This window comes from Enterobacter sp. Lyrl_3, assembly GCF_051948675.1.
In the GTDB taxonomy this organism is placed as follows: Bacteria; Pseudomonadota; Gammaproteobacteria; order Enterobacterales; family Enterobacteriaceae; genus Enterobacter; species Enterobacter cloacae.
The window spans coordinates 1-12,010 of sequence record NZ_JAYJLI010000001.1 but is presented as its reverse complement, the minus strand read 5'-3'; the positions used below and the strand labels follow the sequence as shown (position 1 = coordinate 12,010).

Genomic DNA, 12,010 nt, shown 5'->3' with positions numbered 1-12,010 from the left:
CCTGGCATCCGCCGGGGCTTTTTTATGGGCGAGGCCCGGCAAAATCCCAAGGGGAAATTATGTTAATTCGAAACATGCTCTTGAAATTTTACGCACCAGAAAGCGGCGGAGAGGGCAGCGGTGGCGGTGGTATCGAAATCACGCCAGAAATCCAGAAGCTGATTGATGAGCGTGTGACCAGCGAAGTCACAGGCCTGAAATCAAAAAACTCTGAGCTGCTGGGCACCATCAAGCAGCAAAAAGAAACCCTGTCACGCTTCGATGGTATCGATCCTGATGCTGTACGTGGGATCCTCCAGCGTTTTTCCGACGACGAAGAGGCAAAGCTGATTGCCGCCGGGAAAATTGATGAGGTGCTCGATAAGCGCACCGAGCGTCTGCGTGCTGATGTGGAGAAGCAGATTAAAGCCGCAAATGAACGCGCGGACAAAGCTGAAGCGTTCTCCAACAAATTCCGGGATCGAGTTCTGGGGGATGCAATCCGTGCAGCAGCGTCCAAAGCTGGTGCGCTGCCGGAAGCATCCGACGATCTGATTCTGCGTGCCAAAGGCACATTCCAGCTCAACGACGAAGGCGAGGCCGTAGCAGTTGATGCAAATGGCGATGTTCTGTTCGGTAAAGACGGCAAAACGCCACTGAGTCCACTCGAATGGGCGGAGTCTCTTAAGGAGACGGCTCCGCATCTGTTTCCACGCGCAGAAGGTACCGGCGCGGGCGGACATAAACCAAACGGCGGTGGCAGCCTGAAACGTTCCGAAATGAGCGCCAGCGACAAAGCGGACTACATCCGCAAGCATGGCCAGCAGGCCTTCCTCAAACTTCCGAAATAAGGGATTAACCCATGCCTACCACTGTTAATAGTGACCTGATTATTTATGACGACCTGGCGCAGACCGCTTTCCTCGAGCGCCGCCAGGACAACCTAGCTATTTTCAACGCGTCCTCCAACGGAGCGATCCTGTTGGATAACGAGCTGATTGAAGGCGACTTCCGCAAGCGGGCCTTCTACAAGGTTGGCGGCTCTATCGAATCGCGTGACGTTAATTCCACCGAAAAAGTGACGGGTAAGAAGATTGGTGCCGGTGAAGCCGTATCCGTCAAAGCGCCGTGGAAATACGGTCCATACGAAACAACAGAAGAAGCGTTCAAACGCCGCGGCCGCTCGGTTGACGAGTTCTCCGAAGTGATCGGCACTGATGTGGCTGACGCGACGCTGGAAGGCTACGTGAAATATGGCCTGAAAGCGCTGACTGCGGCGATTGGTGCTAACGCCGACATGGTGGTCACCGCCGATATCGAAACAGACGGTAAGAAGACCCTGACGCGCGGCCTGCGTAAGTACGGCGACAAGTTCAACCGTGTTGTGCTCTTCGTTATGCACTCCGCCACTTACTTCGACATCGTGGATGAGGCGATCGCCAACAAAATCTACGAAGAAGCAGGCGTGGTGGTCTACGGTGGCCAACCAGGCACCCTGGGTAAACCTGTGCTGGTTACCGACACCATGGACGCTGATGCGATCCTTGGGCTGGTGGCCGGAGCGGTTACCGTCACCGAGTCTCAGGCGCCGGGCTTTCGTTCCTACGACATCAACGACCAGGAAAACTTGGCTATCGGATACCGCGCTGAAGGCGTGGTGAATGTCGACCTGCTGGGTTACAGCTGGGATACCTCCAAAGGCGATAACCCAGACCTGACCAAAATCGGCACTGCAGGTAACTGGAAGAAGCACTTCACCAGCAACAAATCTACGGCAGGCGTGCTGATTAAACTGGAATCCGCACTGGGGGAGTAACGCTGTCAGCGGATAAAACCTCCGCAACTGCTGACAGCACAGACGCGGTAACTGTTTCTCTGAAGTACACGCTGAATGGCTCCGGTGTATCCGGTAAAACCGTAGCGTGGACGTCCACAGGTGGCACGCTCAGCACGGCCAGTTCTCAAACAGGCTCTGCTGGTGGTGCAACGGTGAAACTCACATCAGACGTTGCTGGCACCTTCACGGTAACCGGCACGGTTGAAGGAGTGGCGAAAACCACTGATGAGATTACCTTCACTGCGCCTGCCGGAGAATAACGAATGGGGCGAAAGCCCCATAAACAGGATGATTCGATGATCAATACCGATATCACCTCTCCTGATGCCAACAGCTACGCCAGTGAAGAGGATCTTGTCTCATTTGCGGAAATACGCGGCATTGAACTGCCTGACAAGCTCACACCTTTGCTGATTAAGGCAATGGATTACCTGGAGGGGCTGGACTGGGTTGGCTCAAAAACAGACCCACGCCAGCCGCTGGCATGGCCACGCGTGAATGTCGTTCTGGATGAACATGATTGCCCGCCGGATGAAGTTCCACGGCAGGTTATAACCGCGCAGTGCATGCTGGCGGTAGAGGCAATCGACGGCGATTTACTCTCAAGCGTGCGCGAAGCCGCTGTGAAAACTGAACGTGTGGAAGGTGCTGTAGCCATTACCTATGCGGTCGCAGATGGCATATTCCGCGGTGTCCCTACACCTGTGTCCTACTCCGTTCCTGTCAGCCTGAATTATCGGGCAGACATTACCAAGTGATTCCCTCTGTGATGTCCCGCAACTGACCGGCCTTGAGCCGGTTTTCCCGTTTCAAAAGGAGAAACCATTATGGGCTTTGCACTGCCTAACGGCGCTCATGTTTATCTGGCGTCGGGCTACGGCCCGGCCATTACTTTCACCGGCGCGACGAATGCTGAGCACGCGGTGATCACCGTTAGCGCCGCAGACGATATAGCGGTCGGCGATATCGTTCACGTGGACTGCAACTGGTCGGGTATTGATAACGTTATCGCGAAAATCGACGCGATTGCGGAGAATGCAGTAACTCTTCGCAACATCAACACCACCAACAAAAACAAATACGCGGCGGGCGGCGGTTCCGGCTCTATTCGCAAAATTGAAGAATGGACCGAGCTGCCACAAATCACTGAGGTATCGAAATCTGGTGGTGATCAGAACACCACGCAGATTCAGTTCCTCAGCGATGATCGCCAGCGCAACCTGAATACCTATAAATCTGCTGTCTCTCAGACCTACTCGATTGCACATGACTCCGCGCTCCCGGTTTATCCACTACTGCGCGAATTGGATGAAGATGAAGAGACAGTTGCAGCGTACATGTACGTGCCAAAGGCGAAGGAAAATCGGTACTGGGCGGCCACGGTATCCTTTGATGACACGCCGACCACAGCGGTTAACGAGGTAGAGACAGTGAGCGTGGTGCTGAACCTGCAGTCACCGGCGATGACGTTCTATAAGTTGACCGACGCTGCCGCCTGACCCGTCAAAACTTTCATTTTTCTTTGCCTCCCTTTGCGGAGGCATTTTTTTCGTAAGAGGTATCAATGGCTACCAAATTCACCCTCCAGCCCAAACCAACATTTAAGGCCAACGTCTCGATCCCGCGCGCCGGCGATGAGGATGGCGTGCTGACCTTCACGTTCAATCATAAGCCACTTAAAGAGCTGGCTGATCTAGAAAAACTGGAAGGCAAAACCGCCACTGATTTTCTGATGGAAATCATTTCTGGCTGGGCACTTCCCGATGCTTTCAACGCAGAAAACCTGTCGGTGCTGCTGGAAAACTATCCGGCGGCAATGAAGGCTATCCCTGAAACCTACTATCGCGAACTGATGGGGCAGCGCGAAAAAAACTGATATCGGTTGCCTCTGCATTCTATACGCCTGAACCCACAGCGGCAGACCTGGCGCCCTATGGTCTTTCGCCGGATGACTACGACGATCAATACATCGACGTCTGGCCAGATGTATGGCCTGCATTCCTGGTGTTTCAGGCTGTCAGTACGCAGTGGCGCACGGGGATGGGAGGCGCATCAGGGCTTGATTACAACGTGCTGCCTTGGGTAATGCGCCTGCACCACGTCGAGGACGAGGCAACCGCGCTTTCGGACATCCGAATCATGGAGAGCGCCGCACTAAAAGTTATGCATAAAGAGAGGGCGGAATGAGTAACGATATCGCCACGATTTCCTTACGCGTAAATACCAGTGAACTGGAGCGTGGTAACCAGGCACTGGATCGCTTTCAGGAGACCGCGTCCGCCGCGGCAGATAAAGCGGATGACCTGAACAGCACGTTCCGTACCGGTGTCGATAACCAGAAGAAAAACAGCGAAAGCCTGAAGCAGCAGCGTCAGGAACTGCAGAACCTGCTGAATAAAATCAGCCCGGTAAACAAGGCGCTGGATGAACTGGACACTATCCAGGAGAGCCTGGCGAAATTTCGCGGTAAAGGGCTGGTGGGAGACGAGGATTTTACTCGTTACAACAGCGTGCTTGAGACGACGCGGGCAAAACTGGCACAGGTAATGGAGTCTGAGACCGCAGAGGGCCGGGCTCGCATTGAGCAGGCTCAGGCAGCGCAGCGTGCAGTTGCGGCGGGCAAAACCTTTATCGATTCGCTGGAAGAGCAGGTCACAGCAATCGGAAAAACGCGCGCAGAACTGTTAGAGCTAAAAGCTGCCCAACTCGGCGTATCTGACCGTGCTGCACCAATGATCGCAAAGCTGAAAGAGCAGGAGGAAGCGTGGAAGTCTGGGGCTATCAACGCGGGGCAATACCGCAATGCTATGCGTTATCTCCCGATGCAAATTACCGACATTGTGACCTCACTGGCTTCCGGTATGCCGGTTTATATGGTTGCTATTCAGCAGGGCGGTCAGCTCCGTGACTCGTTTGGCGGTGTTGGCAATGCTCTGAAAGCGATGTTGTCGATTGTGACCCCTGCCCGAATGGCCATTGGTGGCCTGGCTGGTGCCGTTCTGGTTGCGGCAAAAGCGGGGTCGGACTACTTCACAGCCTACGACGAAATTAACCAGGCCATTATCAGGACTGGCAACATTGCCGGCACGTCAGCGCTCCAGATCATGGCTTCCTCCCAGTCTATTGCTGCATCTACTGGCGCTACTGTAGGAACCGTTCAGAGTTTGATGACTGAGCTGGTTGGCATGGGATCGCTGACACAGCAGCAACTTGAAAAAGCAGCGAGCTCTACGGCACTGGCAGTTCAAACCGGTATAGTCTCGGCGCAGGACATTACCAAAGCTTATAAGGACATCGAAAAAGACCCTGTTAAAGCGCTGCAGAGTCTCAACGAACAATATAATTTCCTGACAGTTTCACAACTTAAGCATGTTGACGATCTGATCAAGCAAAAGGACCAGACCGCGGCCGTTACGCAGGCTATGGACCTGTTTGGCGATACGATGGCAAAACGTGGGGAGCAGGCTTACGACTCGCTGACACCGTTTGGTCGCCTGTGGCTGGATATCAAGGGCTGGGCGTCTGAGGCCATGCAGAGTATCGGTCAGTGGGTAGCTGAACTGGCATCAAACACCCTGAAGGAATTCAACGCAATTTATTACAGCGTTGCGATCGTTTTCCAGAAGCTGAACCAGATCATTTCTTCCTCTATCGCTGCCGCGATTAACCTCGTTCCCGACTGGGCGAAAACAGATACTTTGCAGGGATGGCAGGACTACAACGAAAAAATGGCCGGTGCTTATGGCGACAGCATCTCTCAGCTGAAAAAAGACTGGGATGCCGCTGATATCAGTGCAGGTAAATACCTCGATACGACCAGAAAGATAAGTACCGCAACCACCCAGAAGGATCGGGAAGGAGTCGCTGCTTTTGGCAAAAAGACCAAAACCGGGAAGCAGGGCACTTTATCTGCTGGCGATCGCAGCACAGATGCTGCCCAGGCCGAGTTACTGGCGCTTCAGGCACAGTTACGCGCGCTGCAGCAGCATAAAGGGCTGAACGATACTATCAGCCAGCAGCGCAAAGATCTGTGGACGACTGAAGCGAAATTTCAGGTGCTGGAGGAGGCCTCACGTTCACGTTCACTGACAAAGCAGGAACAATCCCTGCTGGCGAGTAAAGACCAGGTGCTTCAGTTGGCACGGCAGAAAGCCCTGTTAGGTGATCAGATTACCGCACAGGAACAGCTGAACAAGCGAATGGATACCTCGCAGAAATACGTCACGCAGATGGCAGAGAAGCAGGCTGCATTAGTGAACGGTGCAGGGATGAGTGACCGTCAGGCACAACGTGAGCTGGCAAAGAGTCAGCTTGCCGCTGGCTGGACGAATGCTGGCGGTTCGCTTGACGACGAGGGTTATCAGAAGCAGCTTAAAGCGGCGAATGATTACTATGAGGCAGAGGACAGGTTACGTGGAGACTGGCTGACTGGCGCGAAAAAGGGCTGGGCTGAATTTGAAGACAGCGCGACCGATGTTTACTCGCAGGTTCAGACGATTACCAGCAATACGTTCACCGGGATGGCCAGCACGCTCACTGACTTTTTTACTACTGGTAAATCTAACTTCTCTGATTTCCTGTCTACTTTCCTGAAGGGCATCGCCCAGATGCTGACGCAACTGGCTCTGGTTAATGGAATGAAGTCAGCCTTTGGTGGCACGGCAATAGGTAATTTCTTTGGAATACAGGCATGGTCTGGCGGCTTTATTCCTGAGTACGCTAATGGCGGCGCTGTTGGCTATACCGGGGATGGAGGAAAATATCAGCCAAAAGGTGTGGTTCATGGTGGTGAATTCGTATTCACCAAGAAGGCTACCAGTGCGCTGGGTGTCGGTAATCTCTACACGCTTATGCGGAGCGCTCAGGGGTATGCAAACGGCGGCTACGTCGGAAACGCACCGATGTACGGATTACAGGCTGCTGGTTCAGGGAATGTGACGGTCCAAACGTCTGTTGTTGTGCAGAACCAGAACCCGCAACAGCAAACAAACGCTGGTAGTGATGCGATGTCCCGAGCCTTTAAGCAAACTATTGATCAGTCAGTGCGCGAAGGTATTGCGAAGCAATTGAGGCCTGGAGGGCTCATCTGGAATGCTTCCAAATCACGATAACCCGCTCAGGCGGTTTTTTTATGCTTGGAGAAAGCATGACAATCGAAACATTCACGTGGCGAACACAGATACAGGCGGGAATGGAAGGATCGTTCAGCCTTAAAACGCGCTCTGCAACATTTGGAGACGGCTATGAGCAGATCGCCGGGGAAGGCATTAATCCTGAAAAGCAGTCTTGGCCTGTAACACTCACGGGGAAAAAAGCGGACATGCTTCAGGCCCTGAAGTTCTTTCGTTCTCACGTCACCAAATCATTCATCTGGACATCTCCAGTTGGCGAAACAGGGCTGTATCGTATCGAGGCCGAATCAATCAAGTCACAGCCCTTATCCAGCAAAGTCATAACCATTTCCGCAACATTCAAACAGGCGTACGCACCATGATCACAGCAGACTATCAAAGCCTTGAGCCCGGAAACAAAGTCCAGCTTATCGAAGTTGATGGCTCTACTTTCGGCGTGGATGATGTACTGCGATTTCACGCGTACAACCTCCCGCACACGGAAGAGGAAATCGCCGCCGCTGGTGGTGATGAATCAAAGCTGAAGGCGAAAAGCATCTGGTGGCAGGGGGAAGAATATGCCGCCTGGCCGTATCAAATTGAAGGGCTTGAAGCATCCACAGAAGGCAACAGCGCCCAGCCAACGCTGACGGTTGCAGATATCGAAAGCAAGATTACAGCGCTGTGCCTTGCCTATGACGATATGCTACAGGCGAAAGTCACTATCCATGACACCTATTCGCACTATCTCGATGCGAAAAACTTCCCTGCAGGTAACGCAACAGCTGATCCGCAACAGGTCAGAAAACGAGTTTTTTACATTGATAGCAAAAGCAGCGAAATTCCGGGCGAAAGTATCGAATTCGTACTCGATAGCCCGATGTCGTTACAGGGAAAGATGATCCCTACACGTCAACTTCATTCTCTGTGTACCTGGTGTATCCGGAATAAATATCGTACCGGCGACGGCTGCGACTATGCCGGAACCCGCTATTTCGATAAAAACAACAACCCGGTGAGTGACCCCTCTCTGGACGAATGCAACGGCACGCTCACGGCCTGTAAGCTCCGGCATGGAGACGGCAACGAACTGCCGTTCGGTGGGTTCCCGGGCACGTCTTTGATCAGGAGCTGATATGCGTCAGAAAACCATCGATGCGATTATGGCCCATGCTGCAGCTGAGTATCCTCGCGAGTGTTGCGGCGTGGTGGCGCAGAAAAGCCGTGTTGAACGTTATTTCCCGTGCCGGAATCTTGCCGCGGCGCCGGAGGACAATTTTGTCCTTTGCCCCGAAGACTATGCAGCTGCTGAGGACTGGGGGAAGGTCATAGCTATCGCTCACAGTCACCCTGATGCCTCGACGCAACCGAGCGAACTGGATAAAGCGCAATGCGATGCAACCCTTTTACCTTGGCATATCGTGAGCTGGCCGGAGGGGGATTTACGGACCATCCAGCCGCGTGGAGAACTGCCGTTGCTCGAGCGTCCGTTTGTGCTTGGTCACTTTGACTGCTGGGGGCTGGTGATGAGCTATTACCGGCAAACGTACGGGATAGAGCTTCACGATTACCGGGTCGATTATCCCTGGTGGGAAAACGACTATCCGGACAACTTCTATCAGGATTGCTGGTATGAGTGCGGATTCCGTGAATTCGACGGGCCGCCAAAACCTGGCGATATGGTGATCATGCAGGTTCAGGCTGATAAGTGGAATCATGCGGGGATTCTGCTGGAAGGCAACATGCTACTGCATCACCTTTATGGGCATCTGAGCCAGCGCGTGCCGTATGGCGGCTACTGGCGTGAGCGCACAATGAAAATACTGCGCTTTAAAGACTGTTTCTGATAACTGCCTGTGACAGTTTTTATGGAGGAAAAATGGTTGCATTACTTAATGCTGAGCCGGTCCGCACAATTCGATTGTACGGCGTGCTAGGTGCCACATTCGGGCGTGAATATCGTTTATCAGTAGCTTCACCAAAAGAGGCCATCCGCGCCCTGAGCGTTATCGTGCCGGGTTAAGGCTGGGCAGATTTTCTGGTACCGCGCGCAGCTGGTGGACCGCAGCGGTAACGAATCAGGTTACACAGAATGGGTGTGCGGTCAGGCCAGTATCGATGTGTCCGACATCACCGATGTGATCTTGGAGGAGATTAGAGACTCGGATACCTTCAAGTACCTGATCGAGAACGCGGTGGACAGCAATGAAAAAATTGCTGGTATGGCTGACGACATCAAACAGACCAACGACGAACTGGAGCAGCAGGCGAAGGATATCGCCAAAAATGCTCAGGACGTCGGGAAGGTTCAGACCAGCGTTAATGAGCTTTCGAGTACGGTCGGTGAAGTGTCGTCTTCCCTCTCAGAGCTTGAGCAGACCGTTGCGACGGCTGATACCGCGCTGGGCCAGCGAATTGACAGCATCAGTGTGTCTATGGACGGCATGACGGGCGGGGTGAAGAACTCAGCCATTGCCATTATCCAGAATGGGCTGGCGCAGGTGGCTACACGCAAAAGGCTTTCCGCGACGGTCGCCGGTAACAGTGCGCAGCTGGATCGTATTGATGAGGTAATCGTTAACGAGAAGGAGGCAACGGCGCGCTCGCTGCTGAGCCTGCAGACGGACGTTAACGGCAACAAGGCATCCATCAACAGCCTGAACCAGACGTTCTCAGACTATCAGCAGGCTACGGCCACGCAGATAAACGGCATAACGGCGACCGTCAATGGCCACACTTCTGCGATCACCACCAACGCTCAGGCGATAGCGAACGTTAATGGCGACCTGAAAGCGATGTACAACATCAAAGTGGGCCTCTCCAGCAACGGGCAGTATTACGCCGCAGGGATGGGGATCGGCGTTGAAAATACACCAGGAGGTATGCAGTCACAGGTTATCTTCCTGGCTGACCGCTTCGCAGTCACCACGGCAGCCGGTAATAGCGTGGCTCTACCTTTCGTGATCCAGAACGGGCAGACATTCATCCGGGCCAGCTTCATCCAGGACGGCACCATTGAGAACGCCAAAATCGGCAACTATATCCAGTCGAATAACTATGTGGCTGGTTCTGCAGGCTGGAAGCTTGATAAGGGAGGGACGTTCGAAATTAACGGCGTGGCCGGGGGCGGGAGGATGCTGATAACCAGCACTCTCATTCGTATCTATGACAGCAATAATGTGCTGCGTGTCAGAATGGGGTTATGGTAATGCCACAGGGGTTGCAATGCTGGGACAGTGCAGGGCGGATAGCGGTTGATTTAAGTGATTATGCCATCCGATATATCGGAAGCACCTCGGTAACATTCGCTGCGGGGGAAACGTCGAAAAATGTTTCCTTCGCCGGGATAACCCAGGATGGTTCATTTATTTCAATTGTATCGACTGGTGTCACGGTCAATGAATATCACTGCCGCGCATATAATGGCGGCTTTACTGCTTACTATTTGCCGTCTACCGGTAGTCCTGCGATCACTCTCAATGTGGAGGTGTATAACTTTCAATGAGCGGATTCGAAGTTTACAACAGCGATGGAAAATTACTGGTGGACTCGCAAAACAGGTCCACCCTTTTTTATGATCAGCGTATGCTCGGCGCAGTGAACAACAAAGGTTTTTACCAGATAGACAGCCCATTTGGGAATGGCAGTACCCTGGGATTCACTCCGCAGTCATTCTGGAATGATGGGAGATTAAGGTGGCTGCAGCTTGGCGCAAACAGATACGGGATGCCTGGTGCAGACCTGCTTGAAGATAATGCGGGGAGCATGATCCGCACTGCGCGTAACATTGGAATACAAAGCGGGTATCTGGATGTCTTCGACAGTGCCGGATATCTCATCTGGAGCGCGGCTTCAGCCTCAAAAATGCCCCGCGTTGTCGGGTTCTTTGATGTGCCGACGAACTATGACCTGCAGAACAACACACTATCGGTGAGCCTCAGTTTTAACCCGTGGATTCTGGTAAACAACTGCCCTGGAAATCTCAGCGATGACGGGGAGGTGGTCGGTTATTCAGGGATAGTGCTGAAGTGGACGGGCTCACAGCTGCAGGGGAGGTATATTTCTAAAAATCAGCGCAGCTGGAGCCAGACGATGCAGGGGCGAGGATTAAGAATCCCTGTCGCTCAGTTTGTCGGTATTTGAAACAGGCGGGACACGTGGATATTGCGTGGCAATCATATCTTGCCTGACTCCCTTCGCAGCATTGAAGCGATAAATGACATCGAGTTTATCGGTTTTTTTATAGCAAATATTACTCAGACGTTTATTAACATGGCGGCTGAATATTCCATTGCTGCTGTCTGAAATAACCTTCATTTCCCTCGTGGCACAGTCGATATTTACATGAATATCGCCACCGAGAGAAAGTCGCGCAGCCTCCACCGGATAATCCATTTTAAATGTATAATCTGTGTGTTTATTGGCACAGCCAGCCAGCAGCAAAAGAGCTGCAGCAAATAATCGTTTCATTTCTACATTCCTGTAAGAGCGGGAATATCCATTTTATTTAAGTTAAAAAAATAGTCAGATTGCTATAAACGATCAATTTTACATTATTGATCGTTTCAAACGATCGTTATTATCGTGAGGTAGTTCATGCTTTATAACACCGGCACCATAGCCATTAACGGAAATACCGCAACCGGCACCGGAACTAACTGGACAGCACCCGCCAGCCAGGTCCGCGCTGGTCAGACGCTTATTGTCATGTCTAACCCGGTTCAGATGTTCCAGATTTCCTCCGTGAACAGCGCCACGTCAATGACGGTAACGCCTGCTGCATCACCGGCGCTGAGCGGCCAGAAGTACGGCATTCTGGTATCAGACAATATCTCGGTCGACGGGCTGGCACAGGCCATGTCTCAGCTCATCAAAGAGTATGACGAGAATATTGGCGCATGGGAGACGTTCGCTACTACCTCAGCAAACCAGAGCATCACGGTAACTATAAACGGCACCCCCGTGACTATCCCCGGCATCGGTAAGCTGGCACAGAAAGGGACCAACGGTGCTCTCCCGATTGACCAGGGCGGGACTGGTGCAACTAACGCTGCAGACGTTCGCACAAACCTCGGTTTGGGAA

At 52.8% G+C, this 12,010-nt stretch carries 14 protein-coding genes and 3 pseudogenes; 16 read left to right on the top strand and 1 reads right to left on the bottom strand.

The window, feature by feature from the left end:
- The first annotated feature begins 59 nt into the window (after positions 1-59).
- From VF709_RS00085 to VF709_RS00015, 15 genes and pseudogenes are all read left to right on the top strand, one after another.
- Positions 60-830, top strand: coding sequence for a hypothetical protein (locus VF709_RS00085; protein WP_038419635.1), 771 nt, complete (start codon positions 60-62; stop codon positions 828-830).
- 11 nt (positions 831-841) lie between these two features.
- A complete protein-coding gene (locus tag VF709_RS00080) occupies positions 842-1,795 on the top strand; it encodes a major capsid protein (RefSeq protein WP_440230609.1) in 954 nt (317 codons plus the stop codon).
- Positions 1,777-2,076, top strand: a complete 300-nt coding sequence (locus VF709_RS00075; protein ID WP_440231012.1) for an Ig-like domain-containing protein — start codon at positions 1,777-1,779, stop codon at positions 2,074-2,076. Before VF709_RS00080 ends, VF709_RS00075 begins: the two co-directional genes overlap by 19 nt.
- Positions 2,077-2,112: 36 nt before the next feature.
- Positions 2,113-2,574: a DnaT-like ssDNA-binding protein gene (locus VF709_RS00070; protein ID WP_440230608.1), complete on the top strand. Its 462-nt coding sequence runs from the start codon at positions 2,113-2,115 to the stop codon at positions 2,572-2,574.
- Positions 2,575-2,643: 69 nt separating this feature from the next.
- The gene (locus tag VF709_RS00065; RefSeq protein ID WP_440230607.1) at positions 2,644-3,315 is read left to right on the top strand and encodes a phage tail protein; all 672 of its coding nucleotides are present in this window, start codon (positions 2,644-2,646) and stop codon (positions 3,313-3,315) included.
- Positions 3,316-3,380: 65 nt separating this feature from the next.
- Positions 3,381-3,692, top strand: coding sequence for a phage tail assembly chaperone (locus VF709_RS00060; RefSeq protein WP_023344275.1), 312 nt, complete (start codon positions 3,381-3,383; stop codon positions 3,690-3,692).
- Positions 3,689-4,003, top strand: coding sequence for a DUF1799 domain-containing protein (locus VF709_RS00055; RefSeq protein ID WP_440231010.1), 315 nt, complete (start codon positions 3,689-3,691; stop codon positions 4,001-4,003). The genes VF709_RS00060 and VF709_RS00055 overlap by 4 nt, the downstream gene beginning before the upstream one ends.
- Positions 4,000-6,927: a phage tail tape measure protein gene (locus VF709_RS00050; protein WP_040022266.1), complete on the top strand. Its 2,928-nt coding sequence runs from the start codon at positions 4,000-4,002 to the stop codon at positions 6,925-6,927. Before VF709_RS00055 ends, VF709_RS00050 begins: the two co-directional genes overlap by 4 nt.
- Positions 6,928-6,962: 35 nt before the next feature.
- A complete protein-coding gene (locus tag VF709_RS00045) occupies positions 6,963-7,310 on the top strand; it encodes a phage tail protein (RefSeq protein WP_025913012.1) in 348 nt (115 codons plus the stop codon).
- Positions 7,307-8,062 carry a phage minor tail protein L gene (locus tag VF709_RS00040; RefSeq protein ID WP_038419616.1) on the top strand — a complete coding sequence of 252 codons (756 nt, stop codon included), beginning with the start codon at positions 7,307-7,309 and terminating at the stop codon, positions 8,060-8,062. The genes VF709_RS00045 and VF709_RS00040 overlap by 4 nt, the downstream gene beginning before the upstream one ends.
- 1 nt (position 8,063) lies before the next feature.
- Entirely contained in the window at positions 8,064-8,774 is a 711-nt protein-coding gene (locus tag VF709_RS00035) for a C40 family peptidase (RefSeq protein WP_029882041.1), read from the top strand.
- A 32-nt stretch (positions 8,775-8,806) separates the two neighbouring features.
- Positions 8,807-8,947, top strand: a pseudogene (locus tag VF709_RS00030) (tail assembly protein); the annotation flags it as partial.
- Positions 8,946-10,136 (top strand): annotated as a pseudogene (locus VF709_RS00025) (phage tail tip fiber protein); the annotation flags it as partial. The pseudogenes VF709_RS00030 and VF709_RS00025, both read left to right, overlap by 2 nt.
- Entirely contained in the window at positions 10,130-10,432 is a 303-nt protein-coding gene (locus tag VF709_RS00020) for a hypothetical protein (protein WP_038419704.1), read from the top strand. The pseudogene VF709_RS00025 and the gene VF709_RS00020, both read left to right, overlap by 7 nt.
- A gap of 38 nt (positions 10,433-10,470) precedes the next feature.
- Complete coding sequence (locus tag VF709_RS00015; RefSeq protein WP_248062011.1) at positions 10,471-11,070, top strand: hypothetical protein; 600 nt, start codon at positions 10,471-10,473, stop codon at positions 11,068-11,070.
- Here the strand turns inward: VF709_RS00015 and VF709_RS00010 are convergent.
- Complete coding sequence (locus tag VF709_RS00010; RefSeq protein WP_038985492.1) at positions 11,035-11,397, bottom strand: hypothetical protein; 363 nt, start codon at positions 11,395-11,397, stop codon at positions 11,035-11,037. The genes VF709_RS00015 and VF709_RS00010 overlap by 36 nt on opposite strands.
- A 126-nt stretch (positions 11,398-11,523) precedes the next feature.
- On the opposite strand from VF709_RS00010, the pseudogene VF709_RS00005 reads away from it, so the two are divergent.
- Positions 11,524-12,010 (top strand): annotated as a pseudogene (locus VF709_RS00005) (tail fiber protein); the annotation flags it as partial.